The sequence below is a fragment of the Gordonia sp. w5E2 genome (genome assembly GCF_036540975.1).
Taxonomy (GTDB): domain Bacteria; phylum Actinomycetota; class Actinomycetes; order Mycobacteriales; family Mycobacteriaceae; genus Gordonia; species Gordonia jacobaea.
Genome location: NZ_CP144213.1, coordinates 1 through 25,125, shown reverse-complemented (window position 1 = coordinate 25,125; position 25,125 = coordinate 1). Strand labels below are relative to the sequence as shown.

The window sequence follows — 25,125 nt, the reverse complement described above, 5'->3', positions numbered from 1 at the left end:
TCTGTTCCTAACCTATATCTTCTCGTTGGGTGACACGACGCACCCAAGAACGACCAGATATTGCTATGATTATTCCGACAATCACTGATCCGATCAACACCGGCACCCCTGGAAGATCCGCACTGAACTTGACGCCAGGCAGGATATTCGCTCCGAGAAACGCGAACAGCAGCATCGGGAACAAGGTGACTGCTCCAAGGTCAGCGATACGGCGGTCGTGACTGCGCTCCCGCCTTTCACTTCTCGCTGCGACCCGAGCCAGCTCCTGTGCAGTGCTTTCAAGGATGGCGGTCTGCCATGCGGTTAAACCGAGTAGTGCCGCCTCCACCTTTTGTCCGGCCAAGCGCACAGTCGAGACGACACGAGGATCAGTCACATTAGTAACTGCAACCGCCTCCACATCAACCAGCGAGCTTCTCGCTGATAGCAAAGGTTGCAGCTGGTCAAGAATTGACACATCAGAACTCCCCGGCTTCCACGCTAAGGCCGCCGTGTATGGGCCGCGAAGAACCTCATTTAGGTTGATCTGGAGATCTTCGTGCATCCAACTCGAGTATCGGTCACAGAATTCGGATACCTTGTCGGCACGAGAACAGTCAGCCATGATCCTTTTGGCCGAATTTATAACATCGTCGATATCTGCCTTTTGTTCAGTGGGATCATCGATAGCCGTGTCACTATGAACTTCAATCAATATTCGTGTGAAATGACGACACGCGGCCAGATCTGTAAGTATCGTGGCTACTCCTGATCTCTGCCGCACGGTCATAGTGCTGAGGCGTCGAAATCCGTTTTGAGAAAGTTTCTCGCAGTCGCAGATTTGGCCGTAGGTGTTTGCCCTGTCCCCACTCCGCGACACGATTAGGAGATGATCTGAAGCTACACCATTTACATCCGAAATTCTGATGGGTCGGATGACTCCACCGCGAACCCTGAAAGCATCGGCCATTAATATTCATCCATCCGGTTCAGCCAACTTCCGCTTCGGAATCAAAAGATTCGATGACATTCACAATTCGGCGCAGTCGTCCTATATCGAATAGATCGTCTGGTCCTCGGGGTGCGCGATCCGTAAACGGGGGCTCGTACAGTTGTCCGGCATCCATCGCCCCACGGTGCGTGAGATGGTCGATAATCAGTCCAACGAAATGAATCTGGTCTGCAGTAGCGTTTCTGTCATTCATGAACTCCGCGAACGCTGCATTAACGGCCTGCTGGTCAAGGCCTACGAGCGATCGGATGAAACGCCCCAGGCCATGAGCGTCATCGATCGCCTGTTGGAGTTCCTCCGGTGAACCAGCACCGCTCCGCGCGAGGAGTTCCTGGAGCGAGTCGATGTCGGCTTCGGTCAATGGCTTCCCGGTCCTCAGCTTCTGCAGCGCTAGGTTGTCCGGTTGTCGTCGCAGGTAGTCGCGCATCTTGGCGTTGAAGCGTTCCCTATCCGTACCGGTCGCCGTGTGTGGCATATCGACTTCGGTGACGTCGCCGGTGAAGGTGTCTTGCAGGTCGGTGTAGACGATTGGTTGCTTTGTCTTCTCGAGTAGCCCGACGAGGGAGCGCAACTCTTTACGTGCGTCTTCGAGCATCTCTGGGGTGACGTCGTCCCACCACTCCTCGGATGCGACTTCTCTCAGCAGTTCTTCCTTGGCTTTGATCTTGGGGATGGTGAGTTGCTCGAGGAGGCCGTCGGCGATGGTGCGGACTTTGTCTTCTTGACGTTCGAGGGTTGTGTCGTCGGCTTCGATGATGGCGAGTTGTCCGCGCAGGACGATGAGGTCGAAGCGTTTGGCCATTTCGTCCGTATCGCGGATGGTGGTGGGGAGGTCGGCAAGGTTGTCAACGATGTCGCGGACCTTCTGTTCGGTCAGCGATTCCCACTTGCCGCGATCGCGGTAGACCTCGACCTGCTTGCGGCGCGGCCGGACCAGGAAGTTGTCGAGGTTCATTCCCGCGACCTGGGTGTGCAGGACGTCAGTGATCTGTTCACGCAGGTCGATGTTCGTGTGGGAGCGGTCAAGTGCCCACACGACGTCGGTGCGGGCGGTGAACAGTCGCTCCGATAGTGACGCCGGCAGGCGTGCTTCGGCCGGTGCCGGGTGCGCGTTGAAGAACTCGACGTTGCCGCAGAGGTCGAAGATGAAGAAGTCGGTCTTGTCTTGTCCTGGTCCGTACAGGTCGGGGCGCAGGCGGGTGCCGCGGCCGACCATCTGCCAGAACTTGGTCTTCGACCGCACGGGTTTGAAGAACACTAGGTTGACGACGTCGGGGACGTCGATGCCGGTGTCGAGCATGTCGACGGAGATCGCGATGTGCGGGCTTGTATCCGGTTGAGAGAACTGGTCGATGAGATCTTGACCGTGGGACACGGCGTGGGTGATTACGGCAGCGAACTGCCCGTTGTATTGCGGGTAGTTGTGGTCGAAGCGCTGTGCGATGAAGTCTGCGTGTTTCTGGTTCTTGGCAAAAATGATCGTCTTACCGAGCCGGTCCCCACCGGCGACGCGATGGCCGCGGGTCATGAGAACTTCGAGTGCTTTGTCGACGGTGTCGGTGTTGAACAGCCATTTGTTGACCGCCTCAGAGGAGACTCCGTCCGGGTACTCGTCCGGGTCGACGTCTTCGCCCCAGTCCTCTCCTTCCCAGCGCTTCTTCTCCTCGTCGGACAGGTCGTCGTACTTGATGCCCTGGCGCGGGAAGGCCAGTGGCACGGTCACGGCCCGTGGTGGCACTAGATAGCCGTCTTTAATCGCTTCGTCGAGGCTGTAGTCGTCTGTGGGGACGCCTGTTTCGAGGTTGAACAGCTGGTAGGTGTTGTAGTCGACCTCGTCTTTAGGAGTAGCGGTAAGCCCGAGGAGATAGGAGTCGAAGTATTCGAAGATCCGTCGATACTTTTGGTACACCGACCGGTGGGCTTCGTCGATGACGACGAGATCGAAGTGCCCGGGGCCGAACCGGCGCCGACCGTTGTCGAGGTCGTTGATCAGCCCCATCATCGTCGGATAGGTCGACACGTAGACACGACCGTCGGTATTCTTCTCAGTCAACAGGTTGACCGGTGATGTATCCGGCAGAAACGTCTTGTAAGCGTTGGCGGCTTGCTTGACCAGCGCTTTGCGGTCGGCGAGGAACAGGATGCGCTTGGCCCAGTTGGCCCTCATCAGCATGTCCGATAGGGCGATCACCGTGCGGGTCTTACCGGATCCGGTGGCCATCACCAGGAGCGCGGCGCGTTGGCGGTTGATCTCGAAGCCTTCGGTGACGTTGCGGATCGCCCTCGTCTGGTAGGGCCGTTCCACGATCGTGGTGTTGATGTCAACGTCGGCGAGTTTCTTGCGGGTGGTGCGGCGCTGGATCGCCAGGGCGAGCTCGTCGCGTGTGTAGAAACCCTCAACTTCCCGTGGTGGGTAGTTCTCGTCGTCCCACAACCAGGTATCGAAACCGTTGGTGTAGAAGATGATCGGGCGCTGGCCGTGCATCTGCTGGAGGCAGTCGGCATAGAGCTTGGCCTGGTGTTGTCCGACGGTCGCGTCCTTGGAGGTGCGTTTGGCTTCCACCACCGCCAGAGGACGTCCGTCGGTGCCCCACAGCACATAGTCGACGAAACCGTTCTTGCCGTGGGGCATCCCGGTCACCGGGTACTCCCGCACCCTCGGGGCGTCGACATCCCACCCGGCTTCACGCAGCAGCAGGTCGATGATGTCGGTGCGGGTGCGGGCCTCGTCGTAGTCGTGGGTATCGGCATGCTTGGCTGCAGCACCTTGCGCGGCGGCGACCTGGGCGCGTAACTGGGCGACCAGCTCCTCGAGGCTGGCATGGGTGGCGTCAGCCGCCTTGAGTTGCTCGTCGCGCGCCAGCAGTTGCTCGGTGAGGTCAGCGCGCAGACTGGCGGCTTCTTCGAGTTGAGCATCCTTGGCCTCGAGCTCGACACCGAGTTTCTGCAGCTGTGCCATCGTCTTGGCCACTGCCGCCCCGCCACCCGGCTTCGGGAGTGTGGCTCGGTCGAGCTTCTGCTCCGGGGTTGGCTTCGAGTCGGCCTGGGTTGCGTAGGTACGGGCGAGCCACGACAGGACGTGGAACAGTTCCTCGAGCAGGCGGATGCCGGATTCCTGCCCGATCGGGCGGTCGTCGTGGACTGCGTGGTTGCCAGCCCTTCGAATCAGGTCCAGTTTCGTCTGCACCGTGCCCGGCACGAGCGCCTGAAACGCCGGGTCATGGATGCGGGCCGACAGATCATCCTTGTACGGCTTGTCCAGGCCATTGACGGTGTAGAGCCACTTGACGGCCGCCTCGACCGTCCGCCGCGCATAGAAGCAAGTGGAACGGCTGTCGAACAGCGCATCACGCTCGGCATTCTTCGCCGACGCATAAACCTGCGGCCACTCGCCCTGCAGAAAGTCGAAGTTCCCAGCCACCATCCCTCCTCCCTAACCATGTCCGATCTTGGCACAAGACGTGTGCCGATTTGCGCAAGCCGGTCAGACTATATCGCTCGTATGACAGGTTTGATCGCGCCGATTCGACCTCCCACCGCTGGACTTGCAGGGTACAGAGATGTCGCTCGACACGTACTTCTTACAGTTCACCCCGAAAGGCGCGGGACTGTAAAGAAGCAAATAGGTGATCGAGTTCGGATGCAAAAGTATCGATACCTGGTGACATTCTTCTGAATTCGGTGAGGATGTCTCGATACCGGTTCTGCAGTTCCATCGGTGGAATTGGAATAGCTAATTCACCCATATTGGACTGACTGACGCCGAAGATAGTAGTGCCCGTAACTATCTTCGATAGTTTGGTTCTCTTAAATTCCTTCGAACTCAACACACCAAACAGGTACTCCTTGAGGATTAGGGAAGGGTCCAGCCTCATTCTGATCAGAGATGACTCGAATAGAAGCGGTTCGCTGCTCGTGGCTGCGAGAGACGGCTTGCCGGCTCCCGCATAATTCAATGAACGCCGTGCGATCAAGACATCGCCCTCGATCACTGCGTACTTTTCTATTTCTTCGCTACTCGCTGATACCCTTCGCAAACCGCCTCTAGGTATCAGATCGTAGAATGCGTCTGCCATGTGCACCATTTCTATTCCGTCATCCGAGTAGCGTTCTTTAGGGAAGTAAGCGCCGTTCTTTAAACCGTCAAGACTAAGTGCTTTAAGCGGCATGCTTCGCCAACACCGAGGGCCAGATGATTCCGGTCCAAAAATACTTTGAAAGATTGCCGCTTCAACGCTATGAAGGAGGACGTCTCGCTGTCGTCGTCTTGTACGGACGGTGTCGGCCTGGTCGAGGATGGCTGCGATGCGGCGTTGTTCGGAGAGGGGAGGGAGCGGAATCTTTAGCTGCGCGACATCTTTCGGGTAGAGATGGATTCCCTTTACGCAGTCCTTCATGGCAGCCCGAACTGGTGCGCTCGTGACCCAATGAGCCAGATACGATCCCTCTAACTGACTCACGTCTGGGCGTATGGTCAACCATTCACCCGTGATTAGAGCGCCAACGTTGCCATCCTCCACACGGTGGGTCTTCGATGCCACGTGTGACGCATTGTGGGCAGCATTGAGAACGAGCACGTCGCCAATCTGCGCATGCTTCGCTACGAACCTATTGGCGAATGCTGGCTCCACAAACGACTCGAACACACCCTTAAATTGACCAGCTGCATCGACATCGCGGATCTTCAACACCGGGAATCCGGATTCCCGGTGTTCGCTCTTTGCTGGTGTCTTGCCATTAAAGACGTCAGCCACCGAGGCAAGTGTCGCTACATTCGGCATCAGTCGTTGCCACCTGCCAACATCTGCCGGAGCTCGGCGAGCCCGGATTGAATGTCGAGCTCGAGCTTGTCGAGTTCGTCGAGGATCTCTTCAGGTGCTCGGTGTTCGACCTCGTCGTGGACGATTTCTTTGTAACGGTTGAGGCTGAGGTCGTAGCCCTGTTCTTCGATGGCGTTCCGCGGAACGCAGAAGGACTGCTCTGTCCGCTCGCGCTTGAGTTCTGTGCCGTCGCGTTCGGCCCAGCGGGCGAGGACGTCGGGCAGGTTGTTCTTGGCGTGCTGGTCGTCCGCGAGTTCGGCCAGCGGCCCGAGCTTGTCACCATCGATCAACGCGGTTCGCTTGTCGTCGAGCGAGTATCCGTCGGCCTGGACGTCGTAGAACCAGACGTGGTCGGTGCCGCCTGAGTTGGTTTTTGTGAAGAAGAGAATCGCTGTCGACACTCCCGCGTATGGCTTGAAGACTCCGGATGGGAGCTTCACAACGGCGTCGAGTTTGTGGTCGTCGACGAGCATCTTGCGCAGGGTCTTGTGCGCCTTGGACGAGCCGAACAGGACGCCGTCGGGCACGATCACCGCTGCGCGGCCGCCGGGCTTCAACAGACGCAGGAACAAGGCGAGGAACAACAACTCGGTCTTCTTGGTCTTGACGATCTGCTGGAGGTCTTTGGCGGTGTTCTCGTAGTCCAGGCTGCCGGCGAAAGGCGGGTTGGCGAGTACCAGGGAGTAGGCACCGGCATCTCCGGTGTTGGCTTCGGCGAGGGAGTCCCGGTAGCGGATGTCGGGTTGTTCGACGCCGTGCAGCAGCATGTTCATCGAGCCGATGCGAAGCATGGTGTTGTCGAAGTCGAAGCCGTGGAACATCTCGTGGTGAAAGTGCCTAGCTCCCTTGCCCGAGTTGATGTCACGCGCGTGGTGCTCGCGCATGTAATCAGTGGCCGCGACCAAGAATCCGCATGTGCCCGACGCGGGGTCGACGATGGTGTCGCCGGGTTCGGGTGCCATCATCTCGACCATCAGTTTGATGATGTGGCGGGGGGTGCGGAACTGGCCGTTCTGTCCGGAGCTGGCAATCTTGGCGAGCATGTACTCGTAGACGTCGCCCTTGGTGTCGAGGTCGCGCATTTCGATCTTGTCGAGCAAGTCGACAACCTTGGTCAGCATCCCTGGATTCGGGATGGACAGGCGGGCGTCCTTCATGAAGTGGGCGTAGGTAGAGTCCTCGTCACGCATGGTGCGGATGAACGGGAACACGTCCTCGTCCACAGTCCGGAACATATCGTCGGGCACGTAATTCTTGAACTCCGACCAGCACAGCTCGGTCCGCTCGACCGGGAATGGGTTGCCGGTGACCGGCTTCTTGGTGAGGTTAGCGCGATTGAGGGCGAGTTGTTGCTCGTCGTCGAGCCGTCGGATGAACAGCAGGTAGGTGATCTGCTCCATCACCTCCAACGGGTTGGAGATGCCGCCCGACCAGAATGCGTCCCAGACGGCGTCGACCTTGCTCTTCTGTTCTCCTGTGATCACTCTCGCGTACTCCCAACAGTCGTGGTGAACCCGAGCAGAACTGTATAGCGCGTCTCTCAGACAGTTCGCGGACGACCTTGGTGCGACACGCCCAACGGCAAACGCAACTTTTGACTTGTGATGCGCGCCCTGAGGACGTGAGTCGTCGTCCGCCGTTCACGCCAAATGCTCCACACAAGCGAGCCAGCAAGTAGCTGCACAGCCCCTACCTGCACTTTCGGCTGCCCTTGATGCGCATACCGCGCACCGTGCGCACTACGCGTGGTGTGCGCACTACGCGCGCGATGCAGCCATGACGAGGCCAGAATGCGTCCCGACCAACGCCTCGGAGTGTGGTGGCATTAATCCCGGAAGTCCCCGGAACTACCCGGTAGGAGGCACTGATGAAGGACGCCGATGTTCCGGCCGCACACTTCGGTTCGCCGCGTATCAACAAGCCCGGCGACGTAACGCGCGTCGAGCTGCGTCTGCCGACTCCACTTGCTGCCCGCCTTTATCGGATGGCCCAGGCGAATGGACAGTCGGTATCGCGTGCCGGCGCCGACGCATTAGAACGCGGGCTGGAAGAGGTCGATGACGTAGAGGCATAAACCTAAGTCACAGAAACGACATCAGACGCCGATCTGCTGACCAGCGCCTGACATCTCACAGCGGTTGGCGCCGCTGCTTCATCAAACCCCTCCACGGAGTCCCATTGATGCTACCTGCTGTCTTTCCGCACGCCCCCACTCGCAACATATGCGTGTCGATCTCGACACGTTCCGTCCTGGTGGTGACCAAGCCATGAGGAATCTGCCGATCGACGTCGCGATCGACGGCTACGTGCCTCGACAGATACAGGAAACGACATGGCGCGTGATCGAAGACGAAGTGCGTCAAATCGTCCGCGACTCTCAGCCCGCGACAGGAACGTCCGTCGATCATCACATGCTGGCAGTCACCCATTTCCTCGCCTGGGCGGTCGATCAGCAGCGCTCCCGTGAGCGCGAGCGGCTCTTCGTACCCGAGGTCGTCGAACACTATGTGGCCACGGCGTGTGAACATCTCTCACCCGTCAGTCGCGGAACGCGTCGTTCGGTCCTCCGGACGGTCGGACGGCGCGTCACTCGGAGAGCTCGCTGGGACTCACCGGCACCGGTGTATCCAACCTCCAAGAGCCGGCCGCCTTACACAGACGAACAGTGCCGGTGGCTGGTCAAATGCGTTGACTCCCAATCCAGCCCCTCTCGACGCCGCGTACTTCAATCACTTCTCGGCCTGGGTCTCGGGGCCGGGCTGACACCCGATGAGGTCGCCTCTCTCACAACAAACAGCCTCATCAACGCATCGCCCGGCAGGATGAGGATTATCCTGCCAGGTCGGATTGTTCCCGTCCGATCGCGCTACGCACCTCTTCTTGAGGGTCTCATCGATACTTTGGCCCCTGGTGCAGTACTCGTTCGTGACAAGCCACTGCCGCGGGTGGAGACGATCTCCAACCTGCTCGCTCGTTGTGATCTTCCAGAGGGCCTTCGACCGCTGACCATGTCTCGACTTCGCCAAACCTGGGCTCTTGACGCATTAGCCTCATCTGCACCGCTGCCATCGGTGATGGCCGCGTACGGGTGCAGATCGCTCACATTCACCGATGCGGTGTTCGCTCGACTTACCGAGATGGCTGCGTCTGCAGACATCATTTCGGACGCACGGCTCTACGACTTCTGACTCATGGGTAAGATCCCGCGCTATAGAACGAAGGACCTCGGCGACGGCCCAGGCTGTAGCACGAAGGTTTTCGAGATCGCATTCGACAGTGCGCTCCGCGCGCCCGCGCGCCATCACCTTCATGCGATCATGGTGGAAGACAACAACGGTCGGCCCCGGGAGTTCACGCCTTTCCAGTTCTTCACACTCGGCTTCATCAATGCGATCGAGAAGCGGCGGATGCTGTTCACCAACATCTACGACACCTTCCTCGGCCTTACGTCGGATCAAAGACGCCAGCTCGGCCTCAAATCCCTGTCTTATAGTCAGACAACTGACTTTGCCGCACGTGTGAAGGTCCTGGTCGACGCCGACAGAGTCGACGTCGTCGAGCTAATGAACGGCGTCTTTCAGCACACGGTGCCGCAGCCGCCCGTTATGTCCCTGGCAGTCGACTCCACCGACTACGAGTCGTTCGCCAGGATTCGCGCCTTCTGGAATCGCACCAGCGACCAAGCACCTACCAGCCACGAGACCGACAGCGAACCAGACGCGGATCCCAAAGCGGTCCGCAAAAGGGGCACCTGGCCAGTACTCCGCTCGGATAACCGCCTGCAACGAACCGCCGACCCCGATGCGCGCGATGGACACCGCTCAGCGCACAACAACAAGCCTGCCGGAGCGTTCGTCGGCTACGACCTCACGCTTGCAGTCAACGCACGGCCGTGGCGCGGCCAGGACGAAGTCCCAGGTTTCATCGCTGCTGCCAACCTCACACCCGCTGGCAGTCACCACGCCCGAGCGGCAATCGGGATCATCGAGAAGCTCCATGCCACCGGCCATAACATCACCGACGTCACCGCTGACCGCGCCTACAACAATGCAAAGACAGAATTCTGGACAGGCCCACTGCGCAAGCTCGGCATTGCGCCCGTCTTCGACCTGACCCAAAATCAGCGGCGCCAACGCCCCGGACCCGAGCCCGGCACCATCATCGTCGACGGAACGCTGTTCACTGACGCGCTACCCAAGCACCTGCGAGAACTCCCCACATTCACCGTGGGCATGACATCATCGGACCGCACAGCACTGATGTCGCTCTATGACGACCGCACAGCCTACGCGTTCCGATCAATGGGGAAGAAGACCGATGGTAAGCAACGCTTCCGTGGCCCGGTCAGAACCGATGCACCGTCCAAGATCTGCTGCCCCAACAATCAAGTCTCAATGAAAGAGCGGCTGACCCGACCTGTAACCGAATGCAACGACGAAAAGTGCGGATGCTCCCTATCGGTCACCCTACGCGACGACTACTTCCCAAATATTCGCCAACGCAACCTCTATGGCACGACCGATTGGAACCAGGACTATCACCGGCGCAATGCTGTCGAAGCAGCCAATAGCGCCCTACGTACCGAGTTTCGAATGGACCGCGGCTACACCCGGGTCTTCGGGCGGGTGAAAAACGCCTTCCTGCTCGGCTTCACACTCTTTGCGTACAACCACGAGTGCATCACTAACCACTTCCGCACACGCAGACTAGCCATACCAGCCGCGTACCCGATCACGAAGATGGCGCCGCCGAAATTACCGGCGCACGAGACCTCAGCGAAGCGCGCAAAGATCAGCAAGGGTGACCGACCACCACCAGGCGGCTGATCTGCCTCTCGGGGCCATCTTACGGACGACACACCTCTCCACGGAACTTCCAGAGTCCGATGCTGCCCGGAGACCGAAATTCTGCGCTAATTGGGTGCGTCCGCGGATCTTCTCAGCCGATCGGATCTCGAGTTCAGAAGCGCTATCGCAAATTGATGTCATTAGTAGGCCGCTGTCCGGAATTTCGTCGTATTTCTACGACTTATCCAAACTAGAGACTATGACATAGGCAAACATGCCGCTTGTGGAGCCTAGGAGATTCGAACTCCTGACATCTGCCTTGCAAAGGCAGCGCTCTACCAACTGAGCTAAGGCCCCGTGTCGGGCGTCGAAAACACGACCGACGGGTTGCGAAACGGGCTGACGAACAACCACTCGCAGTGGGCCTAGGAGGACTTGAACCTCCGACCTCTTCGTTATCAGCGAAGCGCTCTAACCGCCTGAGCTATAGGCCCGTGAACCGAGGATTGAGGTTACCCGACGAGGTCGTCAACAACCAAAACGGCTGGTCAGGGTGGTCTCGACAAGCTCGACCAGCGGGGGTCGGCACGACCAGCGGGTGCGGCCTGCCGGAGTGGTCTCGACAAGCTCGACCAACGGGAGTCGGCACGATCAGCGGGAGTCGGCACGACCACCGAGTGCGGCCTGCCGGAGTGGACGTTCCTATAGTCCGTCAAGTGGTGTGGGCGTGGTTGTTTTGGTTGGTGTCCCAGGCGGTGAGGTCTGCTTTGAGGGCGTAGAACAGTTCGCGGGCGACGTAGCGTTTCACGGCGCGGATGATGTCTTTGGTGGAGAGGTTTTCGGCTGTTCGGCGGTCGCGGTAGGCGATGGTTTTCTCGTGTCGGTTGAGCCGGCCGATGGTGACGAGGTGGATCGCGCAGTTGGCTTGACGGTCGCCGCCACGGTGCAGGCGGGTGCGGTGGGTTTTACCCGAGGATGCCGGGATCGGGGCGATCCCACACAGCCGCGCGAACTGGGCGTCGGTCTTGATTCGGGTGGGGCATTGACCGACGGTGATCAACAGTTGCGCAGCGCTGAGGGTGCCCACTTGTGGCAGTGCACGCAGCCGTGGCGCGATCTGGGCGGTCAACGTGTCGAGGTGGCGGGTGTAGGCGGTGATTTCGGCGTCGAGTTCACGGACTCGGATCGCGACCTGACGGAGCACGAGTTTGGCGGCTTGGACGGGGTCGTCGAGGTGGTCGCGGTGGGGTCGCCAGGTGATGATGACGGCCATCATGCCGGTGGTGGTCATGCCGGTGAGCTTGTCGCGGATCTGGGGTGCGATGATCGTGAAGTCGCGGATCTGGTTGACCGCGGCGGTCCGTGCTTTGATCGCGGATGCTCTGGCGGCCTTGATCATTCGGATGGACTCGATGATCCCGGTCCGGTCTTTCGGGGTGATGGAGGCTCGCCCGGTGCGGGCTGCCTGCGCTGCGCTGTAGGCATCGATGGGATCGGATTTGCCTGCGCACGCGCGCACCGTGGGATCGGGGTGGTTGAGTTCTTTGACGCGGTAGCCCTCAGCGTGCAGCGAACGTGTCAGGCCGGCACCGTAGGTGCCGGTTTGCTCGACGGCGATCGCCTCGATCGGCCATTGCGTCAGCCAGGCACACATCTGATCATCACCGTGCTGGCCGGTTGCGAACTCGCGGTCAGCGATGCGGTGGCCATCGGTATCGACGACCGCGGCGTGGTGGGTGTCTTTATGGGTGTCGACTCCGCCGTACATCGGTTGCAGCGGCGGCGGGGTAACGGTCATGCTGGTCATCGCGGTTATGTCTCCTTGAGTCGTGTCCTACGGCACGGGGATGACATCGCCGGGTGAGGCGGACAGGACGGTGAAGAGTCGGCCATAACCGCTGCCGACAGGTTCCTATGAAGTCACTGCCTCACCCGGCTCCATCAGTCGAACCAAGGGTGTGTCCACGACCCGACCGGGATCGACAGGTCCACTTCAAGACACCCAACCGGGGTCAGTCTCGACAAAAGTCAGAACACTCGATCAAGCCGCACTCCCATCCTCACCGTCTCGACAAGCTCGACCAACGGGGCTCAGCTCGACCAGCGGGGGGTCAGCCCGACCAGCGGGGCTCAGCCCGACCAGCGGGGCTCAGCCCGACCAGCGGGGCCAGCTCGACCAGCGCGAGCCAACTCCACCAGCGGCGGTCAGCCCCACCAGCGGGGTCGGCTAGTCCAGATCCCCCAGCGTTACCTCGGCGCCGCCGACGAGGTCGGCGCACAGGTTGTAGATGTACGCGCCGATGGTGGCGATGGCGGTCAGCAGGATCGCGTTGATCGCGCCGAGCAGCACGGCGTAGCCGAAGATCGTGCCTGCACCGATGACGTCGCCCTCGCTCGACGACCCGTCGGCGGTGACAAGGGTGCCGAACGAACTGTTGATCTGGTCCCAGACGCCCATGCCGTCGAGGATCAGGTACAGCACGGCCACGGCGATCATCCAGATGAAGAATCCGACGACAGCGAGCACGGCGGAGATCTTGAATGTGGCCCACGGGTCGATCCGGCGGATCTGCACGGCGGCACGCAGCGCCGTCGCATGACCGACCTGAGCCGGTGCCGGGCGCGGAGCCGCCGCAGCAGCTACCTCAGCGGGTTGGCGAACCTCTGCGGTGTGATGAATCTGGTCGAGGTCGGGCAGTTGCTCGTCCTCGGACGGGTCGCGCACGATCGTCCGCGTAGGTGACTCGACAAAGCCGGTACGTGCACCCGTGCCGCCCCCCACAGAGGTCGACGACGCAGCCGGGCGAGACGGTCCGTCCGTGCGGGCGGGATTGTCGAGCTTGGTGACCGGTGCCTGTCCCCCGGCCGGTTCGGAGGTCACCATGCCGCGCGGCGGCGGGCCGCCCTTTCCACTCGGCGGCGGGCCGCCCTTTCCGTTTGGCGGCAGGCCCCCATTTGGTGGCGGGCCGTTCTGGCCGTTGGGTGCCTGCGGCGGCACTCCACCGCGCTGCCAGGGCGGCACCAGGCCACCCTGCTTGGGAGCTCCGACCGGGCTCTGGTTCTTCGATGGCATCGAGGGATGGGTCACCGCGTCTGACCCGGAGTTCTGAGCACCCGAAGGACCCGGACCGGACGACCGAGCCGGACCCCCGGGATTACCGGAGTCGGTGGGGCCCGAAGGCCGGCCGGTCGTCGACTTCTTGTCGTCCGGGTCGTTCGGTGTGCTCACTCGTGTTCCCTCACTCCATAACGCGTGCTATCCCAGCCACAACGACGCGGGCCGGCGTTGCACACCACACTAACGGTTGAACCGCTCCCACTGGCTGAAGCGACCGCCGTGGGGTCGACACTGGCGCGCCGAACCCCCAGGGCTACTCGGCAGCAGCCTCGACGTCGGGCTCATCGGCGTTCCGTGCGATGGCGATCAGGGTTGTCCCCTCATCGAGGTTCATCAGACGGACACCCTTTGTCTGACGTCCGGCCTTGCGCACCTGCTTGGCGGCCGTGCGGATGACACCGCCGCCCGAGGTGATCGCGTAGAGCTCCGAATCGTCGTCGACGATGATCGCGCCGATCAGTACGCCGCGTCTGCGGTCGTGCTGAATGGTCAGCACTCCCTTGCCGCCGCGGCCCTGCACCGGGTAGTCGTCCATCGGAGTGCGCTTGGCGTAGCCGCCCGACGTCGCGACCAGGAGGTAGGTGCCCTCACGCACGACGTTGAGCGAGAGCAGCTCGTCGTCGCCGTTGAAGCGCATGCCCTGAACGCCGGAGGTCTGGCGTCCCATCGGTCGCAGGGTCTCGTCGTCGGCGTGGAACCGGATCGACTGGCCCTTCTGGGAGACGAGCAGCAGGTCGTCGTCGGAGCTGCAGAGCTGTGCTCCGACAAGTTCGTCCTCACCGCGGAGGTTGATGGCCGCGATACCGCCAGAGCGGTTGGAGTCGAAGTCTTCGAGCTTGGACTTCTTCACCAGACCATTGCGGGTGGCGAGCACCAGATACGACGCATCCTGATACGTCTTGAGCTGGATGACCTGAGCGATCCGCTCCTCCGGCTGGAAGGCCAGCAGGTTGGCGACGTGCTGGCCGCGCGCGGTGCGGTTGGCCTCAGGAAGCTCGTACGCCTTGGCGCGGTAGACGCGACCCTTGGTGGTGAAGAACAGGATCCAGTCGTGGGTGGAGCTCACGAAGAAGTGCTTGACGATGTCGTCCTGCTTGAGGCCTGCACCCTGCACACCCTTGCCGCCACGTCGCTGACTGCGGTACAGGTCGGTCTTCGTGCGCTTGGCATATCCGGTCTCGGTGATGGTGACGACGACGTCTTCGCGCGCGATGAGATCCTCGTCGGTGACGTCTCCGTCTGCGGCGATGATCTTTGTTCGACGCTCATCGCCGAACTTCTCGACGACCACCTTGAGCTCGTCACGCACGATGGCGCGCTGACGCTCGGGCTTGGCGAGGATGTCCTTGAGGTCGGCGATCTCGAGTTCGATCTCGGCCAACTCATCGATGATCTTCTGGCGCTCGAGTGCGGACAGACGACGCAACTGCATCGCCAGAATGGCGTCGGCCTGGATCTCGTCGATGTCGAGGAGACCGATGAGGCCCTGTCGCGCCGCGTCGGTGTTGGCCGACGCACGGATCAGTGCGATCACTTCGTCAAGTGCGTCAAGGGCTTTCACGAGACCGCGCAAAATGTGCGCGCGTTCTTCTGCCTTGCGCAACCTGTACCGCGTACGACGCACGATGACGTCGATCTGGTGCGCGACGTAGTAGCGGATCATCTGGTCGAGACGCAGGGTGCGCGGCACGCCGTCGACGATGGACAGCATGTTGGCGCCGAAACTGGTCTGCAACTGGCTGTGCTTGTAGAGGTTGTTCAGCACGACCTTGGCGACGGCGTCGCGACGCAGGGTGACGACGATGCGCATGCCGTCGCGATCGGAGGACTGATCCTCGATTCGACTGATGCCCTTGAGTTTTCCCTCGTTGACCTGTTCGGCGATCGACGCGATCAGGTTGTCGGGGTTGACCTGGTACGGCAGCTCGGTGACGACGAGGGTGGTGGTGCCCTTGTTCTCCTCGATGTCGACGACGCTTCGCATACGGATGCTGCCGCGGCCTGTCGTGTAGGCATCGCGGATGCCCTGGCTGCCGACAATCAGTGCGGCCGTGGGGAAGTCGGGCCCCTTGATGGCTTCCATGCACGCCGCGAGCATGGTTTCCTCGTCGGCCTCGGGATTCTCCAGAGCCCAAAAGACCGCGTCGGCAACCTCATTGAGGTTGTGCGGCGGGATGTTGGTGGCCATACCGACCGCGATACCGCCCGACCCGTTGATCAACAGGTTGGGGATACGTGCGGGCAGAACCGTCGGCTCGTTGGTCTTGCCGTCGTAGTTGGGCGTGAAATCGACTGTCTCCTCGTCGATGTCGCGCAACATCTCCATCGCGAGGGGCGTGAGGCGTGCCTCGGTGTAACGCATGGCGGCCGCGCCATCGTTGCCGCGCGAACCGAAGTTGCCCTGACCGTCGATCAGCGGGTACCGCATCGACCACGGCTGCGCGAGGCGCACCAGCGCGTCGTAGATCGCGCTGTCGCCGTGGGGATGGTAGTTACCCATCGTCTCTGCAACGGGTTTCGCGGATTTCACGTAACCGCGGTCTGGGCGGAACCCGGCGTCGTAGGACGCGTAGAGAAGTCGACGGTGCACGGGCTTCAGTCCGTCGCGCACCTCGGGTAGTGCGCGACCGACGATGACGCTCATCGCGTAGTCGATGTAGCTGTTCTGCATCTCCTGGCCGAGATCGACCGGTTCGATGCGATCGCCCGCTCCCCCGTTTGGCGGGAGTGTGGTGTCAGTCATCAGTATCCTTTTCGATTCGTGAGAGATCAGACGTCAAGGAAGCGAACGTCTTTCGCGTTGCGGGCGATGAAGCTGCGGCGCGCGGCCACATCCTCGCCCATCAACACGGAGAAGAGTTCGTCAGCCGCGGCGGCGTCGTCGAGGGTCACCTGGCGCAGCACGCGAACGGCGGGATCCATTGTGGTTTCCCAGAGTTCCTTCGCGTTCATCTCGCCGAGGCCCTTGTAGCGCTGGATGCCGTCGTCGGTGTTGATCTTCCAGCCCGCGGCCCGACCGGCCTCGAGCAGTCCGTCGCGTTCACGGTCGGAGTAAGCGAATTCGGGTTCGCGCTTCTGCCACTTGAGCTTGTAGAGCGGCGGCTGTGCCAGGTAGACGTGACCGTTCTCGATCAGCGGCTTCATGAAGCGGAACAGCAACGTCAGCAGCAGCGTCGAAATGTGCTGGCCGTCAACGTCTGCGTCGGCCATCAGCACGATCTTGTGATAGCGCAATTTGGCGAGATCGAACTCGTCGTGGATGCCGGTGCCGAACGCGGTGATGATCGACTGGACCTCGGTGTTCTTGAGGACGCGGTCGATGCGGGCCTTCTCGACGTTGATGATCTTGCCGCGGATCGGCAGGATCGCCTGGTACATCGAGTCGCGGCCGGATTTGGCCGAGCCACCGGCGGAGTCGCCCTCCACGATGTAGACCTCACACTTGGTGGGGTCGTTGCTGCGACAGTCGGCAAGCTTGCCGGGCAGGCCACCGATATCCGTTGCGGTCTTGCGGCGCACCAACTCTCGCGCCTTGCGAGCCGCGAGGCGGGCCTGCGCGGAGTCGACGGCCTTCTTGACGACGATCTTGGCTTCGGCAGGATTGGCCTCGAACCAGTGACCGAGGTGCTCGTTGCACGTCTTCTGCACAAAGCTCTTGACCTCGGTGTTGCCGAGCTTGGTCTTGGTCTGACCCTCGAACTGCGGGTCGGCGACCTTGACGGAGATGACGGCTGCCAAACCCTCGCGGATATCGTCGCCGCTGAGTTTGCCGTCCTTCTCCTTGAGGAGCTTCTTGTCGAGCGCGTACTTGTTGACCGTCGAGGTCAGAGCCGCGCGGAAGCCCTCTTCGTGGGTGCCGCCCTCGTGGGTGTTGATCGTGTTCGCGAAGGTGTGCACCGACTCGGAGTATCCCGAGTTCCACTGCATCGCGATCTCGACCTCGTGACCGGTGCCCTTGGCGGTGAAACCGATGACCGACTGGTGGATCGGCGTCTTGGTGCGGTTGAGGTGCTTGATGTAGTCGATCAGGCCATCGGGGTAGTGATACGTGCGGGTCCGCGGCTTCGTGACGGTGGGAGCCACCGCCTCTTCCTCGGCGGTCTTGGGCTTCTCAGCGGTGTCTTCGTCACCTTCGACGACGGCGTCGGCCGCGGCGGTCTGCGGTCGCCGGTCGGTCAGCGTGATGGTGAGGCCCTTGTTGAGGAAGGCCATCTCCTGCAGACGACGCGCAACGGTCTCGGCGCTGTAAGTGGTGGTTTCGAAGATCTCCGGATCGGCCCAGAACCGGACAGTCGTACCCGTCTTGCGCGTCGCCGCACCCTGGACCAGCGGCCCGGGCTTGGCGTAGTTGTACGTCTGCTCCCAGTGGTGACCGCCGTAGTTGATCTCCAACTCGACCTTGGTCGACAGCGCATTCACGACGGAGATACCCACGCCGTGCAGACCACCGGACACGGCATACGCGTCGGAGTCGAACTTGCCGCCTGCATGCAGCTGCGTCATGACGACCTCGACGGTGGGTACGCCGGTCGCATGCATGCTGGTCGGGATACCGCGACCGTCGTCGACGACCTCGACGCCGCCGTCCTCGAGCAACGTCACGTCGACCTTGCTGGCGTAGCCGGCCATGGCCTCGTCGACGGAGTTGTCGACGACCTCCCAGATCAGGTGGTGCAGGCCCCGCTCACCGGTCGAGCCGATGTACATACCTGGTCTTTTACGGACTGCTTCGAGTCCTTCGAGGATGCTGATCGACTCGGCACCGTACTCACCTGGCTTCTTACGGCTCTTCTTGTCATTCGTGTCGGCCACGGGGTGCGTCCGCTCCTCTTCTGCTCTCGACTGCGCTGGTGTGTGTACGCGCTGTCTCGTTCACGGCTGGACTCCAGTCGTGTCATGCTGGGCAGGGTGACGTGACCAGCGCCGACCACGGACACACGACGAGATGCCGGGCCTTCGCCCGCTCGCGTATGTGACCGCCGGTCACGGCTGCTTATCTCCCCTGCCGGGACAAGTGTCTCCAGTGTACTGCCTCATTCGCTCAGGAAGCACCATCCGGGGCCGCTAACGCGCGCTCAGAACGATTTTCTGCACAAGAAGCGCGATCGGCGGTGGTCTTGGGATAAAAGTCGGCTCAGAGCCGCGTCGGACGAGGTTTGTCGGTGTCGGCGTGTATGTCGCCTCTCGCCCGGCTTCGTCTGGCTCAGCCGTAGGTGTCGCGAGGACCCCGCCCGGGCACGTTGCGTTTGCCCTTTTGCCACGACGGCGCCTTGGGGCCCGTGATCCGTAACGACGTCACTATGTCGTCGCCGATGGCCGCGGCGATCTTCGCCAGGATCTGGCGCTGCACATACCGCAGCTGCGTCGCCCACGCCGTCGACTCGGCCTGTACGTGAAGTACCTTGTCCTGCAACGCTTCTGGCTTGGCATGCGCGGCGATGTCCGGTCCGACGATTTGCAGCCACTGCCCGAACAACGTGCCCTCGGCGATCTGAGGCTCCCACCCGCGGTCGCGCGCCAGGCCGCCGACGAGCCTGGAGAAGGGCTGCGGATCCCGCGAATCCGGGCCGGCGCCCGACCAGCGTCGACGACTCGACGACCCGCGCGGACGTCGAATCGGCGACGCCCGGCCATGACCCACCGACTTGCCCGCAGCACGCGCCGACGCCCGTGCCTCCTCCAAGGCGCGGCGTGCCCGCTCATACCCGCTCGACGCGTCGCCACCAGGCGACTCGGTGCCTGGCTGCTCTTCGGGGGTGTCGCTCATGAGTCCATGCTCTCAGTTGCCTCGGACATCAGTTCGGAATGCCGCGTGCCGTCGGCCTCGTCGACAACGTTGACTCCGATACGTCTGCCGCCGACACCTTCGGGGATGTCCTCGGCGACAGCAGCGGTGATCAGCAGCTGTTCGGCACCGGCGGTGAACTCCACCAGTTTGCGACGTCGCGCGGCGTCGAGTTCAGCGAAGACGTCGTCGAGCATGATGACGGGTTCGATCCCCTCACTGCGCACGAGCTCGACCGACCCGAGTCGCAACGCCAACGCGAGCGACCACGATTCTCCGTGCGAAGCGAAACCCTTGGCCACCTCGGACCCGAGAACGATGTCGATGTCGTCGCGGTGCGGACCGACAAGACTGACGCCGCGCTCGATCTCCTTGGTGCGCGTCTGCCCAAGCCGCTCGAGTAGTTGTGTCGCGATTATTTCCGAATCTGGTTCGACGTCGCGCGCAGGCACCAGCTCCGGCCCCGCCGACGCGCGGTAGCTCAACGAGGCAGGACGAGAATGCGGAGCGATCGACGAGTACGACGCGACGAAGTGTGGTTCGAGATCACGCAGTACCTCGATCCGCGCAGCGGTCACCTGGCCACCGAGATCGGCGAGCTGAGCATCCCACACGTCGAGGGTGCTGATCACCGAGTCGGCGTCGGAGCCCCCTCGACGCAGCGCCGCGCCCGCAGTCTTGAGCAGCGCAGACCGTTGCCGCAGCACCCGGTCGTAGTCGGAACGTGCTGCAGCCCAACGGGGTCCGCGCTGGGCGACGAGCTCGTCGATGAAGCGTCGACGATCGCTCGGATCGCCGCGGATCAGTAGTAGGTCTTCCGGGGCGAACAGCACCGCACGCAGTACACCGAGGATTTCGCGTGGGCGTCGACACGGAGATCCGTTGAGCCAGGCCTTATTTGACCCCTCGGCAGCAATCTGCAGGCTGACCGCGAGTTCACGACCAGCGTTCTCGACGGTCGCTCCGACCGACGCTGACGTCGCCCCGGATCGGACCAGCGGCGCGTCAGAGCTCACCCGATGTGACCGAAGTGTCGCGATGTAGAAGAGCGCTTCGAGCAGGTTGGTCTTTCCAAAACCGTTGCGGCCGGTGAAGATCGTCGGTTCGGGGCGAAGGGTGAGGTCGGCCAACGGCCACGATCGGTAGTCGCGCAGGTGTAGTTCACGAACAAACACGGGACGTCGAGATCAGTTGGGCGGAGCGGTATTCGACGGATTCTGAACCGGCGTTCCGGTCTCGCCGACGTTCTTGCCCGCGGTGTTCTGCATGGAGTGTCCGCCGAACTGGTTACGCAGCGCCGACACTGCCTTGAGCGCGGGCGAACCGCCCTTCTCCCGCGACGCAAAGCGTGCGAACAACGCCGCCGAGATGACATTGGCAGGCACCGCGTGGCGAATCGCTTCCTCGACGGTCCATCGACCTTCACCGGAATCCGGTGTGTAGTCGGAGATTTCGGTGAGGCCCGGATCTTCCTGCAGGGCGCGAACCAAAAGGTCGAGGAGCCACGACCGGATCACCGTGCCCTGTGTCCAGGCTTGCATCGTGCCTTCGACATCGACGATGAGCGGCTCGGCGTTGAGTAGAGCGTAACCCTCGCCGTAGGCATGCATCAGGCCGTACTCGATGCCGTTGTGCACCATCTTGGCGTAGTGGCCTGCGCCGACGGGTCCGGCGTGAACGAATCCGTCGGCTCGCTCACCCGGCGGGCGGAGTGCATCGAAGATCGGCATGAGCCGCTCGACGTCGGCGTCGGATCCGCCGACCATCAAGCCGTATCCGTTTTCCAAGCCCCACACACCGCCGGAAACACCGCAGTCCAGGTAACCGATTCCCTTGTCGCCCAAGGTTTTTGCGTGAGGCTCATCGTCGGTGTACCGCGAGTTACCGCCATCGACGACGACGTCGCCCGAATCCAGCAGGCCTGCGAGTTCTGCGACGCACTGCTGGGTGGGTTCGCCGGAGGGCACCATGATCCACACCGCGCGAGGTGCGTCGAGCGCGGCCACCATATCGGCCATCGACGCGACGTCGGAGACCTCCGGGCGCGGGTCGTATCCGACGACCTCATGGCCACCGCGCTCGATACGGGTGCGCATGTTGGCACCCATCTTGCCGAGGCCGATCAGCCCGAGCTGCATGGCTTCCCCTTCGCGTGTGCGTGAAAGATCAGTGCTGCCTTGATGTTTCGTTACTCGGCCTCAGCGCATGAGCCGCTATCCGGGCAGGCGAACCGGCATCAGCAGGTAGGTGAAAACGCTGTCGGGTGCGACGAACGCTCCGGATTCGTCGGCGATGGGTTCGTCGCCGGTCGACGGGCGCAGTACCGCGGGACGACTCGGCGTCGTGAATCCGAAGTCGACGACTGCGACGCCGATCGCGGAGAGTCCGTCCTGCAGATACGTCGGGTTGAACGCGATGGTCAGCGGCTCGCCGTAGAACTGCACGGGCAGCTCTTCTTCGGCGCGGCCTGCTTCGTCGCCGCCTGCCGTGAGCAGTACGGATCCGTCGCGGAATTCCATGCGCACCTGTGCACCGCGTTCAGCGACCAGCGCCACACGCTTGATCGCCTCGATGAGAGGTGCACTCTCGATGGTCGCGATGGCGGTGTGGCTCGCGGGCAACAGCTGGCGGAACTTCGGGAACTCGGCGTCGAGGAGACGGGTCGTCGTCTGCTTGGTCTCGCCGACGATGCCCAGGATCCCCTCGCCACCGAGTGCTGAACCGCTGCCAAATGCCAGCTTCACGTCGCCGGAGTCGGAACTCGCGGTCCGCGCGCTTTCGGACAACGTCTTCGCCGGCACGAGGACCGCACCCGAAGCACCGGAATCGGCTGGCTCCCACTCCAATTCGCGTACCGCGAGGCGGAAGCGATCGGTGGCCGCCAGGACGACGGTCTTGCCGTCGATCTCGACGCGCACGCCGGTGAGCATCGGGAGTGTGTCATCGCGGCCGGCGGCGACGGCGACCTGGGAGATGGCCTCGGCAAACACCTGCGCCGGGATCAGTCCGGTGACGGCCGGGACGTCAGGAAGCTGTGGGTAGTCCTCGACGGGCATGGTCGGCAGCGAGAACTTCGCGCTGCCGCAGGTGATGGCGACGCGGGATCCGTCGAGCGAGACGTCGACCGGCTTGTTCGGAAGAGCTTTGGTGATATCGGCCAGCAGACGCCCGGACACCAGCACCTGCCCCGGTTCTGCGACTTCGGCGCCGATCTGCTGCTGTGCCGAGACCTCGTAGTCGAAGCCGGAGACGGTCAGCCCAGCGTCGTCGGCCAGGAGGACCACACAACCGAGCACGGGAACGGGCGGGCGAGACGGCAAACTGCGCGCTACCCAGGCGACGGCATCGGCGAACTCGTCACGCGCGACACGGAACTTCATGCTCGGTGGTTGCCCTTCTCTCGGTATTCGCCAGGAGTTCCCACTCTAGAGCGCGATCGCGTGACGGGGAGTCGTTGGGGTCAAGTCGCCACGCCGCGCCGAGCGTTTGTGCGAGGCAGATCCAGACGAGTCGACGCCGCGGCTCGAGCGAGGTGTGCACAACGGCTTCTTAAAAGAAGTTCTTTTAAGAGAGGGATCCATAACAGTCATAGGCACTGTGCAAACTGTGGACAACACGACGGATCCCATGTCAGAGCACCGACAGGGTTGTGGATCGAACGTGTACGGATCCTGGGTGGGTCGGTCGAGTTGTGCACATGACGAATTCTGTTCGAGCATCGTCCACGTTCTGTACACATCAAGACCTCTCTTACTCACAGTCGATCCACAGCCTTTCCGAGACCCTGGAACGGTGGACGGCGACGTCGAGATGACATGAAAATCCACCCGATCAGATCGTCGGAGACCCTTGGGTTGGGGTTGAGACTTGTGGTTTGGGCCTGGAGATGACAAGTCCCTCCGCGCCGTGTTGGAGCGAAGGGACTCGAGGGGTTCAGAAGGATCCGGTCAGCCGACAGCGCGCTGTTTGATGCGCGCGGTGAGCTCCTGGACGTGGTCGTAGACCTTGCGACGCTCGGCCATCTCCTTGCGGATCTTGCGTTCGGCGTACATGACCGTGGTGTGGTCACGGTCGAAGGTTTCGCCGATCTTCGGCAGCGAGAGGTCGGTGAGCTCTCGGCACAGGTACATGGAGATCTGACGCGCCTGCGCGATTGCCCTGGTCTTGCCGGGCCCCCGGAGTTCGTCGACCGAGATGTCGAAGTACTCCGCGGTGATCGCGAGGATCGACGCCGCGCTGACCTCCAGGGTGCCGGAGTTGGGTAGCAGCGCTTGAAGGACAACCTCTGCGAGCGACTTGTCGAGGTCGGTGTTGTTCAGGGAGGCGAACGCGGTGACGCGGATCAATGCACCCTCGAGCTCGCGGATGTTGCGCTCGATCTTCGACGCGATCAGTTCGAGGACGTCGTCGGGAACAGCGATGCTGTCCATCTGCGCCTTCTTGCGCAGGATGGCGATGCGCGTCTCGAGGTCGGGTGGCTGAACGTCGGTGATCAGTCCCCACTCGAATCGCGTGCGGAGCCGATCTTCAAGTGTCGCAAGCTGTTTCGGCGGTCGGTCGGAGGAGATGACGATCTGCTTGCTCGAATTGTGCAGCGTGTTGAAGGTGTGGAAGAACTCTTCCTGGATACCTTCTTTGCCGATGAGGAACTGGATGTCGTCGACGAGCAGTACGTCGACGTCGCGGTAGCGGCGCTTGAACGCGACTCGACGGTCATCACGCAGCGAGTTGATGAAGTCGTTGGTGAATTCCTCGGTGGAGACGTACTTGACGCGCATTCCCGGGAACAGCCGTTGGGCGTAGTGGCCGGCGGCGTGGAGCAGGTGCGTCTTGCCGAGTCCCGACTCACCCCAGATGAACAGCGGGTTGTACGCGCGCGCCGGGGCTTCGGCCACGGCAACGGCCGACGCGTGCGCGAAGCGATTCGACGCTCCGATCACGAAGGTGTCGAAGGTGTACTTGGGGTTGAGATTGGCGCCAGAGGGTGTGGGTGCCGCGGTCGGGCGTTCTGCGAAGTACGACGGCCAGTTGGTCGGAGCACCTCGCGAATCCGACGCTGCTCCGTTGGTAGCGGGCGTCGACAGTTGAGGGGACTGCTGTGCGCCGAATGAGTCGGTGCTCAGGGAGTCGGAGGTTGCATGGTCTGTGGGGGCAGGCTGGCGGAGCGGGAATTGGCCGTTGCCGAAGTCGCTCACGTCGACGCCCGATGTGGAGATAGGTGCTTGGCCGATTCCCCCGGCAGGTGCCGATGAGCGGGGAACCCCGACCTGGGATGGCTGCTCGGCGGGGGTGTCTGTGCTCGGCGGGGGTGTCGCGATCCGCACCCCGAGGTCGACGGGTTGCCCGAGGTGACGTGAGAGTGCGCTGCGGATGGTGTCGCGAAGCGTGCGCTCGATCTGTTCTTGGACCAGCGGCGTCGGGACGGTGAGCAGTGCGAATCCCTCGGCGAGGGTGAGTGGCTGCACGAGCGAGAGCCAGGCTTTTTGCTGCCGGGTGAGAAGTTCGTGGTCTCCGCCGGCGGAATCGTCGTTGAGCTCTGCGACGACCTGTTGCCAGACCTCGCCGAACGAGTCGCGATCAGAAGTCACGGTCAGGCCTTCCCACCCCGAGAAAATTACCAGCAT

At 62.1% G+C, this 25,125-nt stretch carries 16 protein-coding genes and 2 tRNA genes; 3 read left to right on the top strand and 15 right to left on the bottom strand.

The genetic code is table 11. The features are described from left to right. Positions 1-7: 7 nt before the first annotated feature. From RND64_RS00090 to RND64_RS00075, 4 genes are all read right to left on the bottom strand, one after another. Positions 8-769 (bottom strand): hypothetical protein, encoded by a 762-nt coding sequence (locus RND64_RS00090; protein ID WP_331436330.1) that lies wholly within the window; start codon positions 767-769, stop codon positions 8-10. Between the two features lie 199 nt (positions 770-968). Beyond that, positions 969-4,412, bottom strand: coding sequence for a DEAD/DEAH box helicase family protein (locus RND64_RS00085; protein WP_331436694.1), 3,444 nt, complete (start codon positions 4,410-4,412; stop codon positions 969-971). Between the two features lie 160 nt (positions 4,413-4,572). Further along, entirely contained in the window at positions 4,573-5,772 is a 1,200-nt protein-coding gene (locus RND64_RS00080) for a restriction endonuclease subunit S (RefSeq protein ID WP_331436329.1), read from the bottom strand. Continuing rightward, the gene (locus RND64_RS00075) at positions 5,772-7,295 is read right to left on the bottom strand and encodes a type I restriction-modification system subunit M (RefSeq protein ID WP_331436328.1); all 1,524 of its coding nucleotides are present in this window, start codon (positions 7,293-7,295) and stop codon (positions 5,772-5,774) included. Before RND64_RS00075 ends, RND64_RS00080 begins: the two co-directional genes overlap by 1 nt. Before the next feature lie 383 nt (positions 7,296-7,678). On the opposite strand from RND64_RS00075, the gene RND64_RS00070 reads away from it, so the two are divergent. From RND64_RS00070 to RND64_RS00060, 3 genes are all read left to right on the top strand, one after another. Further along, positions 7,679-7,885, top strand: coding sequence for a hypothetical protein (locus tag RND64_RS00070; protein ID WP_007241293.1), 207 nt, complete (start codon positions 7,679-7,681; stop codon positions 7,883-7,885). A gap of 148 nt (positions 7,886-8,033) precedes the next feature. Further along, complete coding sequence (locus RND64_RS00065; RefSeq protein ID WP_331436327.1) at positions 8,034-8,999, top strand: hypothetical protein; 966 nt, start codon at positions 8,034-8,036, stop codon at positions 8,997-8,999. A gap of 3 nt (positions 9,000-9,002) precedes the next feature. After that, complete coding sequence (locus tag RND64_RS00060; protein ID WP_331436326.1) at positions 9,003-10,637, top strand: hypothetical protein; 1,635 nt, start codon at positions 9,003-9,005, stop codon at positions 10,635-10,637. Positions 10,638-10,882: 245 nt separating this feature from the next. Here RND64_RS00060 and RND64_RS00055 read toward each other — a convergent pair. From RND64_RS00055 to dnaA, 11 genes are all read right to left on the bottom strand, one after another. Continuing rightward, positions 10,883-10,955: transfer RNA gene (locus RND64_RS00055), tRNA-Ala, on the bottom strand. 63 nt (positions 10,956-11,018) lie between these two features. Continuing rightward, a tRNA-Ile gene (locus tag RND64_RS00050) sits at positions 11,019-11,092 on the bottom strand. Between the two features lie 218 nt (positions 11,093-11,310). Beyond that, positions 11,311-12,405: an IS110 family transposase gene (locus RND64_RS00045; RefSeq protein ID WP_064861632.1), complete on the bottom strand. Its 1,095-nt coding sequence runs from the start codon at positions 12,403-12,405 to the stop codon at positions 11,311-11,313. A gap of 420 nt (positions 12,406-12,825) precedes the next feature. Beyond that, on the bottom strand, positions 12,826-13,827 hold the full coding sequence (locus RND64_RS00040) for a DUF3566 domain-containing protein (RefSeq protein WP_005205883.1): 1,002 nt from the start codon (positions 13,825-13,827) through the stop codon (positions 12,826-12,828). Positions 13,828-13,969: 142 nt separating this feature from the next. After that, positions 13,970-16,459 carry a DNA gyrase subunit A gene (gyrA, locus tag RND64_RS00035; protein WP_331436325.1) on the bottom strand — a complete coding sequence of 830 codons (2,490 nt, stop codon included), beginning with the start codon at positions 16,457-16,459 and terminating at the stop codon, positions 13,970-13,972. A 26-nt stretch (positions 16,460-16,485) separates the two neighbouring features. Further along, on the bottom strand, positions 16,486-18,528 hold the full coding sequence (gene gyrB / locus RND64_RS00030; protein WP_331436324.1) for a DNA topoisomerase (ATP-hydrolyzing) subunit B: 2,043 nt from the start codon (positions 18,526-18,528) through the stop codon (positions 16,486-16,488). A gap of 391 nt (positions 18,529-18,919) precedes the next feature. After that, positions 18,920-19,483 (bottom strand): DUF721 family protein, encoded by a 564-nt coding sequence (locus RND64_RS00025; protein WP_005205889.1) that lies wholly within the window; start codon positions 19,481-19,483, stop codon positions 18,920-18,922. Further along, entirely contained in the window at positions 19,480-20,676 is a 1,197-nt protein-coding gene (gene recF / locus RND64_RS00020; protein WP_064863558.1) for a DNA replication/repair protein RecF, read from the bottom strand. Before recF ends, RND64_RS00025 begins: the two co-directional genes overlap by 4 nt. Positions 20,677-20,688: 12 nt before the next feature. Then, a complete protein-coding gene (gnd, locus tag RND64_RS00015; RefSeq protein WP_064863559.1) occupies positions 20,689-21,639 on the bottom strand; it encodes a phosphogluconate dehydrogenase (NAD(+)-dependent, decarboxylating) in 951 nt (316 codons plus the stop codon). A 75-nt stretch (positions 21,640-21,714) separates the two neighbouring features. After that, positions 21,715-22,881, bottom strand: a complete 1,167-nt coding sequence (dnaN, locus tag RND64_RS00010) for a DNA polymerase III subunit beta (protein WP_064863560.1) — start codon at positions 22,879-22,881, stop codon at positions 21,715-21,717. Between the two features lie 567 nt (positions 22,882-23,448). Further along, positions 23,449-25,089, bottom strand: a complete 1,641-nt coding sequence (dnaA, locus tag RND64_RS00005) for a chromosomal replication initiator protein DnaA (RefSeq protein WP_064863561.1) — start codon at positions 25,087-25,089, stop codon at positions 23,449-23,451. Positions 25,090-25,125 lie beyond the last annotated feature (36 nt).

What these genes read in the sequence shown, in the direction of transcription:
- gyrA (WP_331436325.1), bottom strand. Translation starts at nt 16,459, where the DNA reads ATGACTGACACCACACTCCCGCCAAACGGGGGAGCGGGCGATCGCATC.
- RND64_RS00045 (WP_064861632.1), bottom strand. Translation starts at nt 12,405, where the DNA reads ATGACCAGCATGACCGTTACCCCGCCGCCGCTGCAACCGATGTACGGC.
- dnaN (WP_064863560.1), bottom strand. Translation starts at nt 22,881, where the DNA reads ATGAAGTTCCGTGTCGCGCGTGACGAGTTCGCCGATGCCGTCGCCTGG.
- RND64_RS00060 (WP_331436326.1), top strand. Translation starts at nt 9,003, where the DNA reads ATGGGTAAGATCCCGCGCTATAGAACGAAGGACCTCGGCGACGGCCCA.
- gnd (WP_064863559.1), bottom strand. Translation starts at nt 21,639, where the DNA reads ATGCAGCTCGGGCTGATCGGCCTCGGCAAGATGGGTGCCAACATGCGC.
- RND64_RS00025 (WP_005205889.1), bottom strand. Translation starts at nt 19,483, where the DNA reads ATGAGCGACACCCCCGAAGAGCAGCCAGGCACCGAGTCGCCTGGTGGC.
- RND64_RS00070 (WP_007241293.1), top strand. Translation starts at nt 7,679, where the DNA reads ATGAAGGACGCCGATGTTCCGGCCGCACACTTCGGTTCGCCGCGTATC.
- RND64_RS00065 (WP_331436327.1), top strand. Translation starts at nt 8,034, where the DNA reads ATGCGTGTCGATCTCGACACGTTCCGTCCTGGTGGTGACCAAGCCATG.
- RND64_RS00090 (WP_331436330.1), bottom strand. Translation starts at nt 769, where the DNA reads ATGACCGTGCGGCAGAGATCAGGAGTAGCCACGATACTTACAGATCTG.
- RND64_RS00080 (WP_331436329.1), bottom strand. Translation starts at nt 5,772, where the DNA reads ATGCCGAATGTAGCGACACTTGCCTCGGTGGCTGACGTCTTTAATGGC.